At 62.4% G+C, this 23,870-nt stretch carries 21 protein-coding genes and 1 pseudogene; 4 read left to right on the top strand and 18 right to left on the bottom strand.

The features are described from left to right. Window positions 1-185: 185 nt before the first annotated feature. The 17 genes and pseudogenes from FHW64_RS26975 to FHW64_RS27055 form a co-directional block, all read right to left on the bottom strand. Window positions 186-2,003 (bottom strand): chorismate-binding protein, encoded by a 1,818-nt coding sequence (locus tag FHW64_RS26975; RefSeq protein WP_184531309.1) that lies wholly within the window; start codon window positions 2,001-2,003, stop codon window positions 186-188. Between the two features lie 19 nt (window positions 2,004-2,022). After that, window positions 2,023-2,916 (bottom strand): pantoate--beta-alanine ligase, encoded by an 894-nt coding sequence (panC, locus tag FHW64_RS26980; RefSeq protein ID WP_184531310.1) that lies wholly within the window; start codon window positions 2,914-2,916, stop codon window positions 2,023-2,025. A 43-nt stretch (window positions 2,917-2,959) separates the two neighbouring features. Further along, window positions 2,960-3,835: pseudogene (panB, locus tag FHW64_RS26985) on the bottom strand (3-methyl-2-oxobutanoate hydroxymethyltransferase). 6 nt (window positions 3,836-3,841) lie between these two features. Then, window positions 3,842-4,243, bottom strand: a complete 402-nt coding sequence (panD, locus tag FHW64_RS26990; protein WP_184531311.1) for an aspartate 1-decarboxylase — start codon at window positions 4,241-4,243, stop codon at window positions 3,842-3,844. Between the two features lie 6 nt (window positions 4,244-4,249). Next, the gene (gene nadB / locus FHW64_RS26995) at window positions 4,250-5,845 is read right to left on the bottom strand and encodes an L-aspartate oxidase (protein WP_184531312.1); all 1,596 of its coding nucleotides are present in this window, start codon (window positions 5,843-5,845) and stop codon (window positions 4,250-4,252) included. Then, window positions 5,845-6,963, bottom strand: coding sequence for a quinolinate synthase NadA (nadA, locus tag FHW64_RS27000; protein ID WP_184531313.1), 1,119 nt, complete (start codon window positions 6,961-6,963; stop codon window positions 5,845-5,847). Before nadA ends, nadB begins: the two co-directional genes overlap by 1 nt. Window positions 6,964-6,966: 3 nt before the next feature. Beyond that, the gene (gene nadC, locus FHW64_RS27005) at window positions 6,967-7,845 is read right to left on the bottom strand and encodes a carboxylating nicotinate-nucleotide diphosphorylase (protein ID WP_184531314.1); all 879 of its coding nucleotides are present in this window, start codon (window positions 7,843-7,845) and stop codon (window positions 6,967-6,969) included. Between the two features lie 157 nt (window positions 7,846-8,002). Further along, window positions 8,003-9,076, bottom strand: coding sequence for an amidohydrolase (locus tag FHW64_RS27010; protein ID WP_184531315.1), 1,074 nt, complete (start codon window positions 9,074-9,076; stop codon window positions 8,003-8,005). Window positions 9,077-9,107: 31 nt separating this feature from the next. Then, on the bottom strand, window positions 9,108-10,160 hold the full coding sequence (locus FHW64_RS27015) for an amidohydrolase (protein ID WP_184531316.1): 1,053 nt from the start codon (window positions 10,158-10,160) through the stop codon (window positions 9,108-9,110). Window positions 10,161-10,281: 121 nt separating this feature from the next. Continuing rightward, on the bottom strand, window positions 10,282-10,608 hold the full coding sequence (locus FHW64_RS27020) for an NIPSNAP family protein (protein ID WP_184531317.1): 327 nt from the start codon (window positions 10,606-10,608) through the stop codon (window positions 10,282-10,284). A 94-nt stretch (window positions 10,609-10,702) separates the two neighbouring features. Next, window positions 10,703-11,407, bottom strand: coding sequence for an ABC transporter ATP-binding protein (locus FHW64_RS27025; RefSeq protein ID WP_311733370.1), 705 nt, complete (start codon window positions 11,405-11,407; stop codon window positions 10,703-10,705). A 32-nt stretch (window positions 11,408-11,439) separates the two neighbouring features. Beyond that, window positions 11,440-12,282, bottom strand: coding sequence for an ABC transporter ATP-binding protein (locus FHW64_RS27030; protein WP_260306386.1), 843 nt, complete (start codon window positions 12,280-12,282; stop codon window positions 11,440-11,442). Continuing rightward, a complete protein-coding gene (locus FHW64_RS27035) occupies window positions 12,279-13,286 on the bottom strand; it encodes a branched-chain amino acid ABC transporter permease (protein ID WP_184531319.1) in 1,008 nt (335 codons plus the stop codon). Before FHW64_RS27035 ends, FHW64_RS27030 begins: the two co-directional genes overlap by 4 nt. Continuing rightward, a complete protein-coding gene (locus FHW64_RS27040) occupies window positions 13,283-14,143 on the bottom strand; it encodes a branched-chain amino acid ABC transporter permease (RefSeq protein ID WP_184531320.1) in 861 nt (286 codons plus the stop codon). Before FHW64_RS27040 ends, FHW64_RS27035 begins: the two co-directional genes overlap by 4 nt. Window positions 14,144-14,198: 55 nt before the next feature. Beyond that, window positions 14,199-15,392: an ABC transporter substrate-binding protein gene (locus FHW64_RS27045; protein ID WP_184531321.1), complete on the bottom strand. Its 1,194-nt coding sequence runs from the start codon at window positions 15,390-15,392 to the stop codon at window positions 14,199-14,201. Between the two features lie 82 nt (window positions 15,393-15,474). Then, window positions 15,475-16,374, bottom strand: coding sequence for an SMP-30/gluconolactonase/LRE family protein (locus tag FHW64_RS27050; RefSeq protein WP_311733371.1), 900 nt, complete (start codon window positions 16,372-16,374; stop codon window positions 15,475-15,477). Between the two features lie 237 nt (window positions 16,375-16,611). Further along, window positions 16,612-17,574, bottom strand: coding sequence for a LysR substrate-binding domain-containing protein (locus tag FHW64_RS27055; RefSeq protein ID WP_184531322.1), 963 nt, complete (start codon window positions 17,572-17,574; stop codon window positions 16,612-16,614). Between the two features lie 418 nt (window positions 17,575-17,992). On the opposite strand from FHW64_RS27055, the gene FHW64_RS27060 reads away from it, so the two are divergent. The 4 genes from FHW64_RS27060 to FHW64_RS27075 all read left to right on the top strand — a co-directional run bounded on the left by FHW64_RS27060 (window position 17,993) and on the right by FHW64_RS27075 (window position 22,670). Further along, window positions 17,993-18,895 (top strand): NAD(P)-dependent oxidoreductase, encoded by a 903-nt coding sequence (locus tag FHW64_RS27060; protein ID WP_184531323.1) that lies wholly within the window; start codon window positions 17,993-17,995, stop codon window positions 18,893-18,895. Between the two features lie 92 nt (window positions 18,896-18,987). Next, a complete protein-coding gene (locus FHW64_RS27065) occupies window positions 18,988-20,028 on the top strand; it encodes a tripartite tricarboxylate transporter substrate binding protein (protein ID WP_184531324.1) in 1,041 nt (346 codons plus the stop codon). A gap of 83 nt (window positions 20,029-20,111) precedes the next feature. Next, window positions 20,112-20,921: an alpha/beta fold hydrolase gene (locus tag FHW64_RS27070; protein ID WP_184531325.1), complete on the top strand. Its 810-nt coding sequence runs from the start codon at window positions 20,112-20,114 to the stop codon at window positions 20,919-20,921. Between the two features lie 138 nt (window positions 20,922-21,059). After that, entirely contained in the window at window positions 21,060-22,670 is a 1,611-nt protein-coding gene (locus FHW64_RS27075; protein WP_184531326.1) for a GMC family oxidoreductase, read from the top strand. Here the strand turns inward: FHW64_RS27075 and FHW64_RS27080 are convergent. Further along, window positions 22,667-23,848, bottom strand: coding sequence for an MFS transporter (locus FHW64_RS27080; RefSeq protein WP_260306419.1), 1,182 nt, complete (start codon window positions 23,846-23,848; stop codon window positions 22,667-22,669). The genes FHW64_RS27075 and FHW64_RS27080 overlap by 4 nt on opposite strands. Between the last annotated feature and the right edge of the window lie 22 nt (window positions 23,849-23,870).

The following is a 23,870-nucleotide window of genomic DNA, read 5'->3' on the forward strand; positions in this document are numbered from 1 at the left end:
TCGAATGGTTTCTCAAGCGGTGATCGAGCTGAGGTTGAGAGCGAACCGGGGAAAAATCGTCTCTGAGCACTGCTCGCTGGTGAGCGTGATGTGATGACCTCCTCGGCCTTCGAGGGAATCAGCACATTCATGGCGCGCGCCGCGCCATGCTCGTTGACAGGGGTCGAAGAGTAGAAGTGCAAGGCTCAAGGGGTGCGCAAAGAATATGTACAGGTGTCGGACTTCTGATCGGCCCCGGTGTCCCGTACAGGTCGAGGGATCTCGCATGCCTCCAAGCGCACATCGATCCAACCACGTAGGCTGTTGATGAACGCTATTCCCTCCGCACACCTCAAATCCTCAAGTCGAACGATAGCTTCCGAGATTCTTCCGGCTGCGAGTGTGTGTGCACGACCGATTCCAGGCAGCAGTCCACTGGACAGCGGCGGCGTGACCCAGCGTCCTGCGATCTTCACGGCCACATTGCCGCGCGTGAATTCCGTGACCTCCCCGGCTTCGTTCCAGAGAAGAGTGTCGAACACGTCTTCGGCAGGAGCGAAGCCGTCGTAGTGCGCACGTCGGGTGGTCTTGTGGCGCACGAATTCGTCCTGGGCCACGCGCAGAGGCGTGCGCGCGAGGCGCACACGTGCGATCCCCTTATGGTCGGTCATCGGTGCAGCCTGCGCTTCGAATCGACCATCGGCATGAAGCAGCAGACGCGCGCGGCGCACACCCTGGATCGGTTCCGAGAAGAGTCGATCCAGGGCGCCAAGGGCAGCTCTGCGATCCCACGGATAGCCGAAGTGTGCGGCGCTGACTGACATTCGCGTCAGATGGGCTTGTGCGTTTCGGGCAACGCCATTCTCGACGCGCAGAGTCTCCAGCAATTGAAACGGTGCACTTGCCCGCCGAACGAATGCTGCCTTGTGGCCCCACTCGGCCCACTCTCCCTCGAAGCCGGCATCGATGGTGATGCCACTCCCGATGCCGCAACGCACGTTGGAAGCCCGGTTGATCTCGAGCGTTCGTATCGCCACGTTGAAAGTCGCTGACCCGCCCGGCCGAATGACGCCGACCGCACCGCAATAGACGCCGCGCGCGTCGGGCTCTAGGGTTCTAATGGTGCGCATGGCCTGTACCTTGGGCGCGCCAGTCACAGAACCGCAAGGGAAGAGCGCGGCGAATATGTCGGTCAGCGTGGCGCCAGGCCGAGTTTTCGCCGTGACATCGCTGGTCATGGACCAGACCGTCGGCAAGGCCTCGGTATGGAATAGGCGGGGCACCGCAACGGTATGCAGTTCGGCAATGCGTGAGAGGTCGTTGCGGATCAGGTCCACGATCATGACGTTTTCAGCACGCTCCTTCACGCTGGCGCGCAAAGCGGCGACGTTCTCGTCATCCTGCTTCTGATTGGTGCCGCGCGGTGCTGTGCCCTTCATCGGGCGGGCCATGATGCTCCCGTCGGTTCGCCAATCGAAGAACAGTTCGGGAGAGACGGAAAGCACCTGCTGTGCGCCGGTATCGACATACGCTGCGTAGGTCTCCGGCTGAAAGCGCTGCAGCGCTGCGAAGAGATCGAGTGGCGTACCGTCTTGAAGGGTACCTCGCATCCGGGCCGTGTGATTGACCTGGTAGACCTCGCCCGCAGCGATGCGTCTGTGGATGTCAGCGATTGCCGCCCGTGTGCCCGCTTCCTCCAGTGAAGTCTGCCAGTCAACCCGTGCGGGATCGGGAGCATTCGTCGGCCAAGGAAGCAGCTTCTCGAATACGCCAAACCACGCAAGGGGGCCGGGGTGCAGCGGGTGTACTTGCAATGCCGGGTCGAACGCCGGCGCGGCCTCGTAGCGCACGAAGCCCACGCACCAGCGACCTTCTTTTGCACGCTCGTGCACTGCGTCGAGCAAGTCGCGAACTTGCTCCAACGAATCTGCGGCGAGAACTTCAACAGGTGCAGAAAACGCGCCTCGCAGGGGCGGCGTGCTGGGGCAGGGAGAGATGAAGTCGATCAGGACCTGCACGGACATGTGTGCTGTCGGGATGCGATCACTGTGCTGACAACGCCGCCTCGGTGTGTCCGGTCATTGCGCTTGAAGGAAAGTGCGACGTCACAGTTTCGATCTCCAGGTTGTCGATGAGCCGCGTGTTGCCCAGCCGTGCTGCCGCCAGAACGACCAGCGGATCACCGCCGTCAGGCATCTGCAGATCCGACCTGCGCCGGATCGCCACATAGTCGGGCTGCCAGCCGCGCCCCCGCAGCAGCGCCATCGCCCTGGTCTCGATCACATCGAGGTTGGTGATTCCATCCCTAACTGCCTTCGCGACGAGAACGAGGGTCTGCGACAACTGCCGCGCTTCGCCGCGCTCGTCCTTGCTGAGATAGCCGTTGCGCGAGGACAGTGCGAGGCCGTCGTCCGCCCGATGCGTGTCGACACCGACCACGTCGATCGGCAGTGCGAACTGGCGCACCATGTGCCGGATCACCATGAGTTGCTGGTAGTCCTTTTTGCCGAAGATCGCGAACTGCGGCTGCACGCACGAGAAGAGTTTCATCACCACCGTGCAGACACCGGTGAAGAATCCGGGGCGGAAATGGCCTTCAAGGATGTCTGCCAGCGCCGGGTCCGGATGCACCTTGCAGGTCTGCAGCTCGGGATAGAGCGCTTTCTCGTCGGGCGCGAAAAGCACATCGCATCCGGCGGCGCGCAGCTTCTCGCAGTCGCTCTCCCAGGTGCTGGGGTAGGTGTCGAAGTCCTCGTGCGGAAGGAACTGCAGCCGATTCACGAAGATGCTCGCTACAGTCACGTCGCCCAGCTTCCGGGCCTTTCTAACCAGCGAGATGTGGCCGTCGTGCAGGTTGCCCATGGTCGGCACGAACGCAGTGCGGCGATGACCGCCAAGGAGTTCGTGAAGTTTGGGAATTGTCCTTGCGATGTGCATGCGGATTGGAAAGACTCTGAAAAGGGGAAGGAAGGGAAGGGCGCTACCACGCATGGAGGCTGTCATCGGGAAAGGTGCCGTCCTTGACCGATTGCACATAGGCCCGCAGGGCCTGTTCGATGCCATCCGAGCCGGCCATGAAGTTGCGCACGAACTTCGGCGGCTTGCCGAGGTTGATGCCGAGCATGTCGTGCATCACGAGCACTTGGCCCGCAGTGCTCCGGCCAGCGCCGATGCCGATCGTGGCGCAGCCTGCGAGTTCACCGGTGATCCTTGCGGAGAGCGCCGCAGGGACCATCTCGAGCACGAGCATCACCGCGCCTGCGTCCTGCAAGGCACGTGCATCGGCCTGCAGGCGTGCCGCGGAGGAATCGTCCCGGCCCTGCACCTTGTATCCGCCCAGCGCGTGCACCGTCTGCGGCGTGAGGCCGAGGTGCGCGCACACCGGCACGCCACGCTCGACGATGAAGCGCACGGTATCGATGGTCCAGCCGCCGCCTTCGAGCTTCCCCATCTGCGCGCCGGCCTGCATCAGCGTGATCGCGCTGCGCAGCGCTTGTTCGCGTGATGCCTGGTAGCTGCCGAAGGGCAGGTCCGCGATCAGCTATGCGGTGCCCTGCGCGCGACGCAGGCCCCGTGCAACGCTTTCTGTGTGATGGTGCATCGCTTCCATCGACACGGCGACGGTGCTGTCCAGGCCCTGGCAGACCATGCCAAGCGAATCGCCGACCAGCAGGCAATCGACACCTGCCAAATCAGCCACCGCCCCAAAGGTGGCGTCGTACGCGGTGAGCATCGCGATCTTCTCGCCGCGGGCGTGCATGTCCGCGATGCGCGACAGCGTCACGGCCTTGCGCGGCGCGGTGACGGCCCCGCCGCTCGCCGCGCCGTAGGGCGCGGTGGTTTCAGAGGACGACATGGGCGGTCAGGCCGGCAGCGCTTCGGTCTCGGCGGTCTGCACCGGGACTTGCGAGTGCACTTCCTTGATGCGATTCGCGGCGTCGACGAACACGAGCTTCGGCTTGTGCGAAGCGACACGCTCCTCGCCGACCAGCCCGAAGGCCGCGATGATCAGCAGGTCGCCTACGCAAGCGCGGCGAGCGGCCGAGCCGTTGACCGAGATGATCCCGGAGCCGCGCTGCGCGCGGATCGCGTAGGTCACGAAGCGCTCGCCGTTGTTCACGTTCCAGATGTGGATCTGTTCGTTGTCGGCGAGGCCAGCGGCATCGAGAAGGTCTTCATCGATGGCGCAGGAGCCTTCGTAGTGGAGCTCGCAATCGGTCACGGTGGCGCGATGGATCTTGGACTTGAGCAGGGTTCTGAACATGGCGGGTCAGTTCTTGTCGTCGAGGTGGGCAGGCGCGAGTAGCGTGGGCGAGGCCACGCGCGCGAGCATTGGATGATCGATACGGTAGTGGAGGCCTCTGCTCTCACGACGCGACTGCGCTGAATGCACGATAAGCCGCGCAAGCTGCAGAAGGTTGCGCAATTCAACAAGGTCAACCGTGAGCTTTGAACTCTCGTAGGTCGCATTCACTCGGGATTGCAGTTTGCTGAGGCGGTTGGAAGCACGTTGTAGCTGCGGTGCTGATCGCACGATTCCCACAAGCTCCCACATCAAGCTGCGCAGATCCCGGAGGCTCTCATTCAATAGACGCGGGTCTGCAGCTTCTGAAGAAGCGGGCCGCCATGGCAGCGCCTTTTCCATCTTGCGGTTCGGATGCCTTGCTATTGCTCCAGCGGCCGCGCGCGCGAACACCATGCATTCAACCAGCGAGTTGCTCGCCAGCCGGTTCGCGCCATGCAGCCCGGTGCATGCCGTCTCGCCGATGGCGTAGAGCCCCGCGATGTCAGTGCGGCCCTGAAGGTCCGTCAGGACACCGCCGCAGGTGTAGTGGGCTGCCGGCACCACCGGGATGGGCTCTCGCGTGATGTCGATGCCCAGCTGCGCACAGCGCGCGAGGATGTTCGGGAAGTGATGGTGGAGAAACTCAGGGCTCTGGTGCGTAATGTCGAGATGCACGCAGTCCAGGCCGTGCTTCTTCATTTCGGCATCAATGGCCCGTGCCACCACGTCGCGCGGCGCGAGTTCCGCGCGCTCGTCGTGCGCCGGCATGAAGCGGTGGCCGCCCGCGGACGGAGGAAGCTTGAGCACGCCGCCCTCGCCACGCACCGCTTCGCTGATGAGAAAGGAGTTCGCCTCGGGATGAAAGAGCGAGGTCGGATGGAACTGGATGAACTCCATGTTCGACACCCGGCAGCCCGCCCGCCATGCGGCCGCGATGCCGTCGCCGGTCGCGGTCTCGGGGTTCGTCGTGTGCAGGTAGACGCGGCCCGCGCCACCGGTCGCGAGCACGACTTCGGGCGCGCTGAACGCCACCACCTCGCCGCTTGCTTCGTCGAGCGCATAGAGCCCCGCGCAGGCCGGTGCGCCATGACCGAGGCTGCGCGCAGGAATGAGGTCGACCAGCGTGTGGTGCTCGAAGAAGGTGATGTTGGGCTCGCGCCGTGCGACCTCGATCAGCGTGCGCTGGACCGCTGCACCCGTCGCGTCCGCCGCGTGCACAATGCGCCGATGACTGTGGCCGCCTTCGCGCGTCAGATGCAGGTCGCCGTCTTGAAACGTGAACGCCACGCCAAGGGCGCGAAGCCAAGCGATGCAGCCCGGTGACTCTTCGACCACGAGGCGTGTTGCTGATAGGTCGCAGAGGCCAGCACCGGCCACCAGCGTGTCGTCGATGTGCCTGTCGATACTGTCTTCGGCATCGAGCACCGCAGCGATGCCGCCTTGCGCCCGTTGGCTTGCGCCGTCGGAAAGGGTTCGCTTGGTCAGCACCGCGACCCGATGCGTGGGCGCGAGGTGCAGCGCGGCGGTCAGCCCAGCGAGGCCGCTGCCGACAACGAGGACGTCGAAGTCGCGCGCCTCCATCAGACCGCTCCCATGCCCGACGCGATGGCGGCCGTGGGCCCCGCCGCCTTGAGCGCCGCGGTGAAGTCCAGCATCCGCTCGATCGGCACCCGCGCGCGCAGGCCGAGAGCGGCATCCACCTGCACTTCGTTCGCGCCGGTTTCGAGTACCCTCACCACGCCCATCAGGTCGTTCATCGCCATCCAGGGACAGTGCGCGCAGCTCTTGCAGGTCGCGCCGTTGCCCGCCGTGGGTGCCTCGATGAAGGTCTTGCCCGGATTGAGCGCACGCAGCTTGTGCAGCAGCCCAGTGTCGGTCGCGACGATGAATTCGCGCGCATCCATGCGCTTCGCCGCTGTGAGGATGGCCGCGGTGGAGCCCACCGCATCGGCCAGCGCGATCACGTCGGCCGACGATTCCGGATGCACCAGCACCTTGGCGCGGGGATGCCGTTCCTTGAGCAGTTCGAGTTCGAGCGCCTTGAACTCGTCGTGCACGATGCAGGCGCCGTTCCAGCTCAGGAGATCGGCGCCGGTCTCGCGGCGGATGTAGTCGCCCAAGTGCCGGTCCGGCGCCCAGAGGATCTTGCGGCCCTGCGCGGTGAGGGCGCGCACGACATCGAGCGCGCAGCCGGACGTGACCATCCAGTCGGCGCGTGCCTTCACGGCCGCGCTGGTGTTGGCGTAAACCACGACGGTGCGATCAGGATGCTGGTCGCAGAACGCGCTGAAGGCATCGGCGGGGCATCCCAGGTCGAGCGAGCAGGTGGCGTCGAGATCAGGCATCAGCACGCGCTTGTCGGGCGAGAGGATCTTGGCCGTCTCTCCCATGAAGCGCACGCCTGCGACGACCAGCGTGCTTGCCGCGTGGCCGCGCCCGAAGCGGGCCATCTCGAGCGAATCGGCCACCAGGCCGCCCGTCTCCTCGGCGAGGTCCTGCAGGTCGGGATGCACGTAGTAGTGCGCGACCAGCACCGCCTGTCGCTCGCGTAGCAACTGGCGGATCTTTTCCTTCTGCATGCCGCGCTCGGCGAGCGGCAGCTCCGGCGGCACGCGGGCCCAAGCATGGCGGGTGTCGCACACCGTGCCCGATGCTTCCGCCACGGGCTGTTCATAGTCGATGCTGACGAGTTCGCTCATGGTTTAGGCTCCCTCGAAGCGCATCGAAAAATCGATCGCCTTCACGTCCTTGGTGAGCGCGCCGATCGAGATGCGGTCCACGCCTGTTTCGGCCAGCGCGCGAACCGACTCCCGTGTGACGCCGCCCGAGATCTCCAGCACCGCACGCGCTTCGCCGGCCGCATCGTTGATGCGAACCGCTTCGCGCAGCGTCGCAAGGTCCATGTTGTCGAGCAGCACCATGCGTGCGCCGTGCGCGAGTGCTGCTTCGAGTTGCGCGAGCGTCTCGACCTCAATTTCGACGAAGCGCGCGCCGCTGGCTGCACGAGCTGCGGCAGCAAGCGCCTGCGCGATGCCGCCGGCAGCCAAGATGTGGTTCTCCTTGATAAGGATTGCATCGAATAGCCCGATGCGGTGATTGGTGCCGCCGCCGATTCGGACCGCGTACTTCTGCGCCAGACGAAGGCCGGGCAAAGTCTTGCGGGTATCGACGATCTGCGCGCGGGTGCCCCTTACGGCGTCGACAAAGGCGGTCGTGCACGTCGCGACGGCACTCAGAAGCTGCAGGAAGTTGAGGGCGGTTCGTTCGCCTGTCAGCAGCGCACGTGCACTCCCTTCGAGTTCCAGCACGATCTCGCCTGCATGGCAACGCTGGCCTTCTGCGCAATGCCAGCGGATCGCGGCCTGAGGATCGACGTGGCGGATGACGGCCTCGACCCACGGCGCGCCACACACCGTTGCTTCTTCGCGCAAGACGACCCGGGCGCGAGCCCGCGCATCGGCGGCTATCAGGGCCGCGGTGAGATCACCGTCGGCTGTGTCTTCGTTCAGGGCGCGTAGAGCATCTGCGCGGGCGAGTTTAGGAATATCGGTCGAAGCGTGATCCGGGATGCGGCAGGACATCGAGTAAAGAGGCGGGAAGGCGGCGATTGGCCTGTGAGGCCTACGCGAAAAAAATTGGGCGCACTGTAGTCGTTATCACTCATCGACAAAACGGCGATTCCGTCACTTATCACGTGGTGCTCGACTCTCGAACCCCCGTCGGGGAAGTACGTCGGGGCTAGGTCTGGGCGGCCTGGCCGAGCCCTGGGGGCAGACGGTAGGCTCGGATGGCCGTGCCAGCGAAGAGCGCCGCTTTCTCGTCCTCGGAGTAGTTCCTGGCGATGCGCTTGAACGCATTCCACAACACGCGTGCCGAGCACCCGGCCTTGTCGGGTGGAAAGTTGCTCTCGAACATGCATCGGCCGGGGCCGAACAGTTCGATGCAGGTCTCGACCAGTGGCCTCCAGGCAGCGGCCAACTCGCCGGATGTCGGCGGCAAGTCACGATCGATGTACTCGAAGCCGCTCAATCTCATGTTGAGGCCACCCAGCTTGCAGAACACATTCGGCCGCCGAGCGAGTTCGCTCATGGAGGCCTTCCAGTTCTGGAATGTTTCGTCCTTGCGCGACGCGTACGGACCCGTGCCGGCGCACCCTCCAACGTGGTCGACGATGACGCAGGTGTTGGGGTTTTCGTCCACGAGGCCGATCAGCTGCGATAGTTGAGGGTGATAGCACCACGCGTCGAAGGAAAGGCCGAGCTTGCCGAGCTGAGCAAAGCCCAGCCTGAAGGCAGGGTCCAGCATCAGATCCTTCGCGGGCGGCTTGCGCAGAAGATTGACTTCCGGACTCGCGTCCCAGGCCAGCATGTGACGGATCCCGCGGAAGCGGTCGGGTGCACGCCCCAGCGCAGCCTCGAGAACCGGCTGGGCCATGGCGCCCAGAGTCAGGTCCACCTTGCCCACAATGCCGGCGCAGGCCCTCACATCGCCGTAACGACCGCTTGCGAAGGACGCGGCGACTCCATTGGCATATTCGACCTCGCCGATGCTCGCGAAGCGCGGGTCGCCATCTGCGCGGTACATGAACGAACACTCGACGTAAACCGTTCCCCGGATGTTGTGGCCGCTCTGCAGGTCCTGCAGCAAGTCGGGGACCAGGTAAGTGTGGTGTTGGTGACCTTCCCAGATGTGATGGTGGGCGTCGACGATAGGGAGATCCGGCTCCAGGACTTCCTCCGTTCGCAGTGCAAGCCATTCATCGTCCACAAAATGCAAGGGACTTACGCCCCGTCTTGGCTTTTCAGTATTCACAGTCTGTCCTTTGAGTAATGTGCTTTGCTTGTCAATCCGCCAAGTTCAGGCGATAGACTTGACGTGCTGTTTCGCCGTAGATGCGGCGCTTCTCGTCTGCGGAACACCCTTCGGTGATCCTCTTGAACATGTTCCAGACAGTCCCGTAGGGCACCCCGGCCTTGTCCACCGGGAAGTTCGCCGTAGCCATGCAGCGATCGGCACCGAACAGTTCAATGCAAGGCTCGATATAGGGTCGCCACATGGTGGCGAGTTCAAGTGAACTGGGGGGCTTGGCGCGCTTGGTGAAGTCGAATCGGGCCAGGAAGATCAGAAGGCCGCCTAGCTTGATGTGCACATTTGGGCAGGCAGCAAGGTCCTTCATGCCAGCAAGCCAGTTCGCGTAGACCTCGTCGTCTTTCCCCGCATAGTGGCCAAACCCGACCGGGGTTCCAGAGTGAATGACAACGATGCGCGCATCGGGATGCGTTCGAGCCATCGTCGTGACTTCGGGCAGTTGCGGGTGAAATATGCTTGCATCGAAGGCAAGACCAAGCGAGGTCAGGATATTCAGGCCTCTTCCGAAATCCGAGTCCAGATAGAGACCTGGGCGGCCCGGTAGGCCATTGCCGCGCACGACTGGGTCCGGGTCCCATTTGCCGTTCTGACGAATGCCTTTGACTCGACCGTTGCCAGCGGTGATATGCGCTTCAAGCGTTTCGCGGGTGCGGTCGCCCAGAGTGAGGTCGGCAAAGGCGACGATACCCGCAGCTACGCGCGCTCGGGTGTACTTGCCACTGGCTCCCATAGCTGCTTGGCCAACGAAGAACTCGGTCTCTCCAACGCATCTCAGGTGCTCCGGACCATCGGCACGGTACATCCCCCCTGCTTCTTCTGCGACAGTAGCAATCACGTTGTGGCCGGATCTTTCAAGATCGCGCGCGTAGTCCTCGATCAGGTAGCGGTGATCCCCTCGGTGCCAAGCATGAAGGTGAGCATCGATGATTGGCAGATCGGGATCAATCGGCGCTTCCGGCGTAGCCCTGGCGAGCCACGCTTCGTCAGGCGTCGTGCTACGTCGGAATATCGGTGTTTGACTGGTCATGTCATTCCGTGTTGGGCCTGCCCCCAGGCGTGGATGTCGCATCGCAACGCTTGTTCCATGGGAGCTGTCCTTTTTGGGTCGAGCATGGTGGATGAGGCCTGTTGAGCCGAGGACCCAACCACTACTGCATCTTCGAGAAACGGGTCGGGGCCATGATCGTGTTGGTGACAGAGGAGACGAGTACGCCGTTCCTTTCGGTCAAAGCCATCTCCGCCTTGAAGTCGGCATCGCTCATGATTGCGCTCCACTTCTCTTCGCGATCCGCAAGCGATTCCCATACCAGGATCTGGTGGAGGTCAAGGTGGCACTCGCCGATCACCGTGGTCCAGAAGCCCGCGGGGCGAATGTCGTACTTCTCCCAGTACCGGAAGACGATTTTCTCGAACCGGTCGAGGACTTCCTGCATGCGGCCAGGCGTGACGCGGTATACGCGTAGTTCATAAATCATTGCGCTTGCTCCAAGAAAAAATTGCGAGGCGCGACCCCGCGGGATAGAGAGTTGGGCAGGTTGGGGAAAGCTGGGCGGGTCTGGAACAACCCACTCAGCCGCCCAGGTAGATGCGTTTGATGAGTTCGCCTGAGCGCACTTCCTGGGCCGTACCTTCGCCGCCGATGCGTCCGGTTTCCACCAGATAGCAGTAGTCGGAAAACTTGAGCGCCTCGCGTACGAGTTGCTCTACGAGCAAGATGGCGATGCCCGAGTCGCACAGCTCCTTGGCGACCTTGAGGATGCGATCGACGACGATGGGTGCGAGTCCGCCTGAGGGCTCGTCGAGAATCAGGAGATGCGGGTTCGCGATGATGCCCTGGCCCACCGCAAGGATCTGTTGCTGGCCGCCACTCAAGCGGGATGCCAGCTGATGGCGGCGCTCGCCGATTTCCGGGAAGAGGGCGTAGATGCGATCGAGCTTTGATCCGTCACCGCTGCTTTTCTTGGCGTAGGTGCCCAACAGCAGGTTGTCCTCCACGGTAAGTCCCGTAAACACTCGATGCCCCTCGAGCACGTTGACGATTCCCTCCCGTACGATCTCCCGCGGCTCCAGACGACTGATGTCACGGTCTTTGAAGCGCACCACGCCCGCCTTCTTGGGAATGAGACCGCTCAGCGCGTGCAGCGTTGTGCTCTTGCCCGCCCCATTGCGCCCCAGCAACGCGACAAACTCTCCCTTTCGCACCTGGAAATCAACGCCGTGAATTACCTGCGCTTTACCGTAGGCGACCTCAAGGCCTTTCACGTCCAGCAGCACGGGCGCATTCTTTCGTTCCGCATCTTGCACGCTCATGCTCCCAGGTAGACCCGGATCACTTCCGGGTCGTTGCGAACTTCGTCGGGTGTCCCCTCTTTGAGCATCTGACCCAGGTTCAGGGCGGTCACCCGGTGGCTGATTCGAAAAACGAAGTCTGTGTGATGCTCGACGATGAGCACGCCGACCTGGCAGTCGCGTATCGTCGTGACGATCTGCGCCAGTTGCTCGATCTCATGTTCCGTCAGGCCGCCGGCTGGCTCGTCCATCAGGATGTAACGCGGCTGCATGGTGAGACCGCGAGCAATCTCAAGAAAGCGCTGCTCTGCATGGTCCAGCAAGTTCGCCTTGCGATGCATGAGGTGGCCGAGTCCGATTCCGTGCAACAGCTCTGCGGCGCGCTCACGCAGCATCCGCTCCTCTCGCCCCGCGCGGCCCAGTGCAAAAGCCGTCGACAGGAAGCCCGCTCTCGTGTCCTTCCACCCACCCAGCATGACGTTGTCGAGCACGCTCAGCGTACCGAGCAGGCGTGGCTTTTGGAAGGTTCGCGCGATGCCGACGTGCGGTCGTCGCTGGACAGGGGCGTGGGTGAGCTTCTGTCCAGCGAGCGAAATGCTGCCTTCATCGGCTGGGTAGTAGCCAGAGAGCAGGTTGAGCATCGTGGTCTTGCCGCTGCCGTTTGTTCCAATAAGTCCGTGAACCTGGCCGGGTTGCAGCGTCAGCGAAACGTTATTGACGGCGGTCACACCGCCGAAGCGCTTGGTGACGCCTTCCGCCCTTAGTTCATTCAGCGAGGATCGCGCGGGCGATGCTACGGTCGACGCGATGGGCGCGTGATGCATGGCGGATTGCGCCCGTTCGGTTGCAATCATCGTCATGCTGCCTCCCTTTGTCGGACAGCTGCCGCGAGGCGGCCAAGATTCGGCGAGATCAGCTGCTTGAGGGGGGGGCGTGGCCGGATCCGCTCCCGCAGAACGGTGAATGCGTTGCCGATGCCCTCGGGGAGCAAGAGCACGACAACGAGCAGCAAGGCACCGTAGAAGAACTGCCCGAACTTGGCGAGGGGCGCCACCATCTCCGGCAGGGCCGTCAAGACGATCGTGCCCAGTAGCGGGCCCAGGATAGCGCCGCGGCCGCCGATCACGATGCAGATGAAGAAGAACAACCCGAGCTCGAAATGAAACGTGTCGGGCGTGATGTAGCTCTGCAGCGAGCCGAAGAGCGCGCCCGCCGTACCTGCCATCACCCCGCTGAATGCGAACACCTTCAGCTTGAGGTTGTAGATCGGCACGCCCACGGACGCCGCCGCCACTTCGCTGTCGCGCACGGCGATCAGGGCCCGCCCCCACATCAGGCGGGCAACATTCCATGTGAGCCAGGTCACAAGTCCCGCGAAGCTGATCAGCATCCAGTAAAACCCGTTGGGCGTGTCAAAGGGCTTCGGAAAGGTCGGGACGGACAGGCCGGTGCCGCCGCCCGTCAACCCTTGCTGCGCTAGCGTGAACTCCGAGACCATCATCGAGAAGGCCATCGTTGCCATCGCGAAGTAGAAGCCGGGCAGTCGAAGCGATGGCAGGCCCAGGACAAAACCGATGCCGCCGCCGAGCATGCCAGCCACCGCGATGGCGAAGAAGGGGTTTATGTCGTATCGCCCGCTCAGGATCGCGAAGGTGTAGGCGCCGATCGCGAGCAGCCCCACATGGCCGACGGACAGCAAGCCTGTGTACCCGATGACGAGGTTCAGTCCAGCCACGAGGATCCAATAGCTCGCGATCAGCGCGGCCAAATGAACCTGGTAGGAGTCGCGCGCCCAGAAGGGCAGCGTGCCCAGCGCGAACAGGGTCAGCAGCAGCAGGGCAGGAGATTGGAACCGCGGATTCATACGTGACGCACCATCTTGTTCCCGAAGAGGCCTTCGGGCTTGAGCAGCAGGAACACCATGAGCAGGCCAATCGCGACGGTCTGCTGGTATTCGCCACCGAAGAAATACGTGGCCATCGCATTCAGCAGGCCGAGAGTGACGCCGCCGACAATGGCGCCCAGATTGCTGCCAAGGCCGCCGACGGCCAAGGCGATAAAACCATTGAGCGTGAGAGAAAGCCCCAGCGCGAAGAACGCGAACGTCAGCTGACCTGCCGCGAAGCCGGCCACACCACCGAGCAGACCCGCAATGGCGTAGGACATGGCGCGGATACGATCGGTAGAGATGCCGCGCGCCCGAGCCGCGAACGGGTCTTCAGAGACAGCCAGGAAGATCTTCCCGAACAGGGTGCGGCGGTAGAACAGCTCCATGCAGATCGCCATCAGACCGACCGCGGCGATGGGAAGCCAGTATTTCTGGTCCAGGAGCCCGGACGTGAAATCCTGATCGAAAAGGCGTGGGAACGGCTTCGGTTCCGTTCCCCACCACAGGCCCATTGACTGTTGGACGATGGTCGCCAGCGCAAGCGTGCTGAGCAGCCAGAGGTGCTCGTCAGAACGAGCGAGCACGCGTCTTATCGCCACGATCTCGGTCAGCATGCCGAAGGCGATACCGGCGGCCACCGCGCCCAGGAAGCCGACAATCATGGGGAGCCTGAGTTCGCCAATGAGAAAGGCACCGCAGATGCAGCTCACCATGAAGATGTGGCCGGTGGTGACGCTCAGGACCTTTGACGTCGAATACATGACGTTATAGGCGAGAGCAGCTGCAACGTAGAGCGCGCCAGTAGCGAGTCCCGTGACTAGAACGGTCAGCATGCGACAGCTCCCGAGGTATCGGGTCGATGATGAAACGACATGGAGCGCGCCCGCGTCATTGGCCGGGAGCCAGCTTGTAGCTGCCGTCCTTGAAGCTGTTGGCCACGTTCATGACCATGTCGCTGTCCTGGAAGCCGTTGCGTTCCTTGGGGCCCCAGCTGTAGGTGGCGAAGTAGCCCTTGAAGTCGCGTGTGTTCTCCAGAGCCTTCTGGATCGCCGCGGGGTCGGTCGAGCCCGCTGTCTTCACCACGTGCTCGATCAGCCCGACCAGGTCGTTACCAACCGCAGCCCACCAAAATGAAAAGTCGATCGGGCCGCCGCCGAGACGAGTACGCATGGCCTCCATCAGCTTTTGAGTGTTCTCCGGCAGCTTCCCGTCGGCCCCGTAGGTCATGTTCTTGAAACCGGCAGCGTAGGTCTGTTCCCAGTACTCCGGTTTGTTCAACAGGCCCCGTATCGCCGGGGTCATGATGGCCGAGTGACCGATGACAGGCACGTTCCACTGCATGTCGCCGCGCGCATTGAGAATTCGCGCCAACAGGCCGGTAGAGGCGGTCCATGGCATGACCACGTCGGCGCCGGCCTCCTTCGCCTTGGTCATCTCGTCGTTCAAACTTGTACGGTTCGGATCGACCAGTACGGTGTAGACGGGCTTGATCCCCAACGCTGTCAGCATCTCGGTGGACCTCTTCACGGTGGCGGTGCCGTAACCCGTCGTGTCTCCGATGATCGCAATCTTCTTGCGGTTCAGGACATTGATGGAGTAGTTCTGGCTCGCCCGAATCCACTGTTCGTTGGTGAAGATGACGCGAAACGCGCGCGGATACTTCACCGGATCCGTCAGGTCCTCTAGGGCGGTGACAAGGAGATTGGGTAGGCCTGCGCGCGCCACGATTGGCACTGCGGGCAGCGCCTCACCGGAATTGACCGGGCCGAGAATGAACTGGACTTTGTCCTGATGGGCGAGCTGGTTCGCGAAGTTGACAGCCTTGGTGGGGTCTCCCGCTGTATCTCGGGTGAGAAGCTCGAGCTTGCGGCCGTTGATGCCGCCCCGCTTGTTCAGTTCATCCACGGCGAATTGCACCCCGTGGTTCTCGGCGATGGCAGACGTCGAAAGGGGACCGCTCAGCGAGGAGAGCCAGCCGATGCGGATCGGCTCCTGCGCGCGAGCAGGGCGGCTGATCATGGCGCCGAGCGCCAGTCCGCCCAGCAATGCGGCAGCCACCTGAATGGGAAAGCGTCTTTTCATATTGTCTCCGTTTTGATTGCTGCGAGCGCGTTCCGTCGTGAGCTAAACGCTCACGACTTCAAAGCGCGGATTGATGGGCCGGCTAGCCGCCGAAGCGGGGTTCCGGCAGCCCCTTGACACCGGCGTGAATCGCGATCACGGCGCCCGCAAGCGGCTCGGCTGCCAGCGCATCGGGGGACAAGGTGTAGCTGCCTGATGTAATGAAGAGCGTTTGGAGATCAGGCCCGCCGAAGCAAAGGCTGGTGGGGTGACTCATTGGAAGATCGATGGTGCGGTCGATACGACCGTTGGGCGCATAGCGAACGATCTGGCCGCCCGCGTACTCGGCGTTCCAGATGAAACCTTCGCTGTCGACCGCAGATCCGTCGGGCCGACCCGGTTTGCCCTTGGTGTCCGAGAACGCCGTGCGATTGGAGATCATTCCGGTAGCAGCGTCGAAATCGAAGGACCACATCGAGAAGCGACGCGTATCGGCAAAGTAGAGCGTCCGGCTGTCGGGGCTGAACGCAATGCCGTTCGGAACGATGATGTCGCCAAAGATCGCTGTGATCGTGCCGTCCGTATCGACCCTGAAGAGGGTGCCTTGCGGAAGAAACTCTTCATGCATCGAGCCCACCCAGAATCGGCCTTGGCGATCAACGCGGCCATCATTGAAGCGCTGCGCCGGACCGAGGCGTCCGTAGCCGGCGAAAGGTTGCTGGGTTCCCGTTCCCGGATCGAAGAAGTCGATACCTTCGGAGTTCGCCACAAGCAAGCCGCCTTGTTCGCGCAGTGCAATACTGCCGATGCGGCCCCCCTGGGTCGTTGCCGTTGTGATCTGGCCGGTTGCCGTGTCCAGATGATGCAGTGCGGATCTGAGGACGTCGATCCACCAAAGACTGGCTGTGCGTTCGCACCAGATCGGCACCTCGCCAAGCAGATCTCGATGCGCACTGACGACCGTGTAGTCAATCATGGGGGGCGCCTTCGTCGTCGGCGCCACCCGCAAAGTTCGTGAATCGCACGGATCGAACTGAGCACCACGCGTCTCGAACGCGATAGATCATCTGCCGTCTCCTGGTTGTTCGCTTGGTTCGAACCTGGCGGGTTCGCTTTCACTCCAGCTCGTCCGGCTGGTTGCTTGCGAAACAGTTTAGGAATGGAGACGTCGAAGCCAGAAATACTATTTTGCGAGCTTATCCATCGCGCCAGCTTATGGTTGCCGCTGAGCGATAGTCATTCAACCCTCGCTCTTGGGTACTTCCATCTCTCCCAATAGACGTGTGTGCTGCCACGTGCCGTCTTCAACAAGTGCATGAACAAGGCGCTTGAGTTCGGTCCGAACAATGGAGACGCTGGCCGATAGCTTCTGCACGGGCAGAGCGTAGAGATAGTTTGTGCGGCTGATGGGAGCGTCGACGATGGGCAGGCAACGCCACCCCTGAGGGAGGGTCTGCGCTTGTGTCGCAGCGACGACCTGGATCGTTGCACCGCCGCCCTCAGCAACGTAGCGCATAACAAGCGACAGTGAGTCGATTTCGGCAACGACGTTGGCTTCGAGATTGGCTCGCTCCAATTCGAGCATGAACTTCCGCCGGTGGTTGTTGCTCGGTGCAGAGAGGACCATCGGCAGCGCGGCAGCTTCAGCAAGAGTCAAGGAGGTCTTTCGGGCCGATACGAGCTTGCTGGTCTTCGGCAAGATCACGAACACGTCCTCCTCCAGCAACGGCTCGATGTTCATGTCGCTGCCCGACAACTTGCTGAACAGAATCGCGACGTCCAGTTCGCCGCGCTTGGCTTTCTCTTCGAGTAGCCCTGGACGTGCGGTCAAGACGTTTAGCAAGATGCCGGGATATTTCTCCTTCAGCTCTCTCAAGAGCGGCAAGCCCACCATCGAGGCGGTAGACGAGGCCATACCGACAGTGACGCGTCCCCGGACATCGGAATACTCGCGCCGAGCAATCAACACCGCTTCGTCAAGCTGCAGAAGAACGAACTTTGCATGGTGATAGAGCGCTTCGCCGTTCTGTGTGGGAACCACGCCGCGGACGGAGCGCACTAGGAGCGACTTGCCCACTTCCTCCTCGAGTTGAGCCATCCGCTGACTCAGCGCCGGTTGCGCGATGAACAACTGGCGCGACGCCTTGGACAAACTGCCGCTTTCGACAATCTGAACGAAGTATCGCAACTGCCGCATATCCATACTCGACTCCGAACCAAGTGACCAGTTCAACGACTTGCATCGCAACATGTTGAATGTAGCAGCGCCACAGGAGGCGACAACTTCGGCACGAGCAAGCTGTAGCCGATAACGACACCACCGTCGCTCCGGCGGACACACCCGTCGGTGGGGAGCTCTGATGTCAGGCTCCCGCGCCCGATACGGGACGCTTCCGGCATAGCGGCGCGAGGCCACATCCGTTGCCAACGTCCTTGCGGCATGCGGATTGCACCGACGAGTGCCATCTGCAGGCCCAGAACGGTTCTCGTGTGCGCCGCTTCATTCGTAGAGAGCTCCTATCGATGTCCATAGATCATGTGCAACATTGTCCTGATGCAGGCTCCGCCGCTTCCACCAGCGCTCCATCGGGCGCGAAACCCCTTGCATCAGGAGCCCAACCTTGAGTCGCGCCAAGATCCGCGTGGGCATGATTGGCCTCGGGTCAATGGGTCGCCCCTTGGCTGGTCGTCTGCTGCAATCCGGTTTCGAGGTGGTTGCGTTTGATGTCGATGCCCCAGCCGTTGCCGAACTGGTTCAACGGGGAGCGCTGCCGGGTAGTTCGCCCATGGACGTGGCCAGTCGCACAGAGATCGTGCTGGCATGCCTTCCTTCACCCGAAGTCAGCGAGCGGGTTGCACTTGGCGCCGACGGTATCGTCCAAGGAACCTGCGTTCGCCAGTACGTCGAAATGTCCACCATCGGGGTGGATTCGATGCAACGAATCGAGTCCGCTCTCGCGAAGAGATCGATTGCATTGCTCGACGCACCCGTAAGTGGTGGTCGAATCGGTGCGGCGAACGGTCGGCTCACCTGTTTCGTGGCGGGTCCGCGTGCACATTTCGACACTGCTTCGCCAGCGTTACGGGGACTCTGCGATCGGCTTTTCCATATCGGCGAGCGGCCTGGGCAGGCACAGGTCCTCAAGCTGGCGAACAACATGCTCAATGCGGCGAACCTTTGCCTGGCCGTCGAGATGATTCTTATGGCCCGCAAGGCTGGCATTGACGAGGCCACCGCTGTCGAGGTGATCAACGTTTCGACGGGGCGAAGCCGCGCAACTGAAGAGACGTTCAAAACGCAAATCCTCACGGGTGCCTTCGACACCGGCGGAAAGCTCGCTATTGCCCACAAGGATGTGGTGCTGGCGGTGGAGCAGGCGCGAAAGCTTGGCGTCGAACATAGTGTTGCGCATGCGGCTTGCGGGCTATGGCAGGCGGCGGCGGAGGCGGGCCATGGGGGTGAGGATCTATCCCGCATCTACCAGTTCGTTGCAGCGCTGAATGACCGCGACAGCGGCCCATAAGGCCGCGCAATGGATTCCATCGCAAAACAATAGTTTGCAAGGCATGCCGTAGAGGCGACAGTGCACCTTGAGCGATCGCATGCAGGATCGCGATGAGACCCGACCAGAAGAATCCGGAGACAGCCTTGCCAAAATTCCTAGTACGTCACTGCGGTAACGGGGATGCCCACATTCCCTTTGCGCGGCGAGACGTGCTCGCGCTCGGCACCCTTGGATTCCTGCCAACGCTGGGAAGCGCCGAGATCGGACGGTCCGTCAAGCTGGTAGTGGGATTCGCGCCGGGCGGGTCTGCCGACTTGGTTGCGCGCCTGATCGCGCCGCGTCTGGGAGAGGCGCTGGGCAGCAACGTCATTGTCGAGAATCGAGCTGGCGCCAGCGGTACCCTCGCCGCCGCCTTCGTCGCGAAGTCAACACCCGACGGCACCACGTTGTTGGTGGGTTCTCAAAGCCCTGTCGTCATCACGCCGCAGACGCTGAAGTCGTCGTCGTTCGACCCGCTGGCAGATCTGATCGGTATCAACACCGTCGGGCTGACGACACAGGTAGTCGCCGTCAATCCTACCCTTGGAATCAAGACGCTCGCTGATCTCCTCGACGCTGCCCGTGCGAAAGGGCTATCGCTGGCGTCTGCCGGTGCAGGTGGCATGTCGCACGTTGCGATCGAAATGCTAAATCGAGCGTCTGGCGGGCGCATCGTGCACGTGCCTTACAAAGGCTCGAGTCCCGGCGTGAACGACACGCTGGCCGGCCACGTTCAGGGCGTCGTTGCGGATCTCGCACCCGTTCTTCCTTTCCTCAGGGAACGTCGTCTGCTCGCCGTGGCCGTCACAAATGAGACGCGCTTTGAGTTTCTTCCCGACGTGCCGAGCGCCAACGAAACCATTGCAGATCTCGGCGCTGCGAGCTTGGCAGGCGTGCTTGCGCCAAGTGGCACCCCAGCGCCGATCATCACCAACATCAATGCCGCCCTTCTGAGCGTCATGGCACATGCAGACGTTCAAGCGCGGCTGGGCGGGGCAGGATTCATCCCGTCCACCCTCGCTTCTCCGCAGCACTTCCAGAGGTTCCTGGCCAGAGATTTCAGGCGCTGGGGCCGTGTCATCAAGGAACTCAACATCGTAAGCGACGAGTGAGCTTCACCACGGGTCAATGGCGCCGCGAAGGATAGCGCTGATTTCCGTGACGTTCGAAAAAACCAACTAGCACAGGTATACACATGCACAAATTCAAGACCAGCGATGGCATCGAACTCGCCTACTACGTCGACGACAACACCAAGCCGTGGACAAAGCCCGAGACGATTCTGCTACTGCATCCCGCCATGGGAAGCGCGAAGCGCTACTTCGAGTGGGTCCCCCGATTGTCGCCACACTATCGCGTCCTGCGCATGGACATGCGCGGCCATGGTGCTTCGCAAGTTCCCGGCGCAGAAAGTCCATTGAACATGGAGCGTTTGGTCAAAGACGTGACGGAGCTGCTCGATCAGGTCGACTGCGAGAGTGCACACATGGCGGGCACCTCGGCTGGAGGCTACATCGCCCAGAACACGGCTCTGAGCCATCCAGATCGAGTCAAGAGCTTGTTGCTGTTCAGCTCTACACCTGGTCTCAAGCAAAGCATGTGGCCGGTCTGGATCAAGGAGGTCGAGAAGATCGGTCTGCGAAACTGGCTCGCTCAGAACATCGCCAGCCGTCTGCCCGTGGATCAGCTGAATCCGAAGCACGTTGAGTGGTTCCTCGACGAAGCCGACAGGCTCGACATGAACTTTGGGGGACGCATGGTCCTGCTGATGAGCAGCCTGGACTGGTCCGACCGCCTTGGCGAGATCCGCTGCCCCACGCTGATCGCGCGCCCTGGCGCCGCGAACATCGGTAACGAGAGTGCCTACGAGATGATGGCCGAACGCATCCCGGACGCGCAGTTGGTCGACTACGCCGGTCTGCCCCACCATTTGACCGATGCTGTTCCTGAGCGTTGCGTAGCCGACATCATGGCTTTTCTGCGTTGGCGCTTTGGCGCACCTTGAAGCCACTGCTACGACGCAAGTGGGCTGCACGTGGCTGCCTTACGCGCATCGCGCTAAGCCACAACCAGTGAGCCAATTCGATCGCGTTGGCGACCCGATTGCTCTCGCGCCCAAGATTCTGAGACACATCACAACCAAATGCATTCTGACTCGTACGATTTCATTGTCATCGGCTCGGGAGCTTCCGGCGGCGTGCTAGCCAACCGGCTCAGCGAGTGCGGCAAGTACTCGGTGCTGTGCCTGGAAGCCGGCCAGAAGGGGGCCCACTACATCTGGACGCGGCCGCCGGTGGGGGTCGTCTACATGATCGACAACCCGGCTGTGAACTGGCGCTATCAGTCAGAGCCGCATGAGAGCCACGGCAATCGCCCCATCTACGTTCCGCGCGGTAAGTTGCTGGGGGGCAGCACGGCGATCAATGCGATCGTCTACAACCGCGGCCAGAGGATTGACTACGACACGTGGGCGCGTCTCGGAGGGACCGGTTGGAGCTACAGGGACGTGCTGCCGTACTTCAAGAAGATCGAGAGGACCAGGATCGGTTCGGACGACTATCGCGGACGAACAGGACCGATCAACGTCACCGAGGCATCGAAGGTCGCGCCGTTCTACGACATGTTCATCGAGGCCGCGGGGGCGGTGAACATTCCCTACAACGCGGACTACAGCGGTGCGTCACAGGAAGGCGTCGCCATGGCGCAGCAGACCTCGTACCGCGGCCTGCGCCACAGCACCGCGACACAGTACCTGCACCCCGCGCGCGGTAGGTCCAACCTGACGATCCTCAAGGGATCCGAGGCAACCTCCCTGGTTCTTGAAGGCAAGCGATGCGTGGGCGTGCGCTTCAGCCGAAACGGGCAGATTCAGGAGGTTCGCGCAAGGCGCGAAGTGATCGTCTCCTGCGGTGCCGCGAACTCGCCGAAGCTTCTTGAGCTCTCCGGCATTGGAAATCCCGAGGTTCTTCGAAGGCACGGCATTCCGGTCGTTCATGAACTGAGAGGCGTCGGGGAGAATCTTCGTGACCACTATGCCGCGCTCATGAGCTGGCGCTTCAATCGACCCGACATCTCGCTCGCGAAGAAAGGTCACGGCTGGCGCTTGCTGGTCGAGATGCTGCGCTATGCAATCTTTCGAAAGGGCTTCATTGGTCAAGGTCATGGGACCATGCGCGTGTTCGCGCGGTCTAGTCCGGAAGCGGAGAACCCGGACATCATGATGGTGGTCAGCCCCTACATTCTCGAACTGCGCGGCGGAAAGACCCGTCGGATCTCGGCGACCGAAGGCTTCTCGATGTACGCTCATCTCCAGCGCACCGAAAGCACGGGCAGTATCCACATCCGGTCGGCTGATCCGGCGGCACCGCCCGTCATCAACTATCGTTTCCTCGGCACCGAGAACGAGCGCAAGCTGGCCGTCCTGGCGGTCCGTCGGGCGCGCGAAGTTGCGAACGCGCCGCCCATCCGGGGCTTGGTCGCCGAGGAGGTGGAGCCGGGGCCTCTGGTGCAGAGCGATGAGCAGATCCTCGAGTACATCCGTAACACGGGCACGATCACACAGCACATCGTCGGAACGTGCAAGATGGGCGAGGACTCGATGTCAGTGGTCGATGCACGGTTGCGGGTTCACGGGATCACCGGCCTTCGCATCGCGGACGCGTCGATCATGCCGACGATCATCTCGGGCAACACGAGTATCCCCTGCATGATGATCGGCGAAAAGTGCGCCGATATGGTCCTCGCGGACGCCTAGTGATCGGGACCCTCGGGGTCCTCCCCGAGGCCACGCAGACCTAGTCCGAGCCGACTGCCGCAAGTCAAGATAACGCCCATCGTCAGGAACACACCGGTCACGCCGGTGAGGAGCCCGGCCATTCCGAAGAGCAGGGGCATACCGACACTTGATGCATTGATCATGATGAGCCGTACTGCCAGCACCTCGCCATGGCGTTCACGCGGTGTGATCTGGTGGAGCATGCTCATGACCATAGGCTGCACCACGCTAAGCACAAAACCCAGAGCGGCGGAACAGGCGCCCATACCCAGGGCGGTGGAGGTGAGCGGATAGAGCAGGAAGAGCACGCCCGCCGAGGCCGTGGCGGATGTGATCAGCACCCACTCCTGAAGGCGCCCAGCGAAGAGAGGCATCACGACGCGGACGCAAGCGGCAGCCAGCGCAAAGCCGCCAAGGATGCTGCCGATCACCGAGGCCTGCAGCCCGCGCTCGTGCCCCAGTACAGGAACCATGAATCCATGCAGGTCCCATGAGGCAGTCATGAACCAGTTCATCAACAGAAGCCGGCGCATGCCCGGACTGCGCAGCAGGTCCCAGGCAGCACCCTTCCCGGGAGCAACAGGCTCCTGCGGCAACTCGCGCGCCCCGCGCAACAGGATCCACCCCACTAGAGGCATGCATGCCAGCATGAGAAACGCCGCCTGGAAGCCCGCGAAATCGATCACCAGGCCGCTCGCGAACGGGCCGATGAAGTTCGACGCTGCGGGCGCGATCGCGAGCCACGAAAAGGCTTGCTGTCGCTCAGCGACCGAGTTCGCCATCCGTCCAACATGCCGCTGCACAGCTATGGTCGCTGCGCCTATGGACCCGCCGCACAGCAGCGCTGTGAGACATAGCACTGGATAAATCGGCCAGATTGCTGCGAGTCCAACGCCCACGGATGCGGCAATGACCGCCAGCCCGACAGGTCGCTTCAGTCCGTGCCGATCGGCATAGCGACCTGCGGGCAGGGACAGAAAGATCTGGGTCAGTGCGAAGAGGGCCACCAGGAGGCCGACCCCACCCTTCCCGTGACCCTGATTCAGCGCCAGCAGAGGTGCCGCCATGCGCGAACCGGTCATGGACGCGTGAAGGCATACGTGTCCGATGATGATCCGCGCAAGTTGCGTACGACGCGCTTGTGCGCTGTGGTCCAAAGACACGTTGGCGTCCGAGTGC

It is taken from the genome of Variovorax sp. Sphag1AA, assembly GCF_014192575.1.
GTDB lineage: Bacteria > Pseudomonadota > Gammaproteobacteria > Burkholderiales > Burkholderiaceae_C > Variovorax.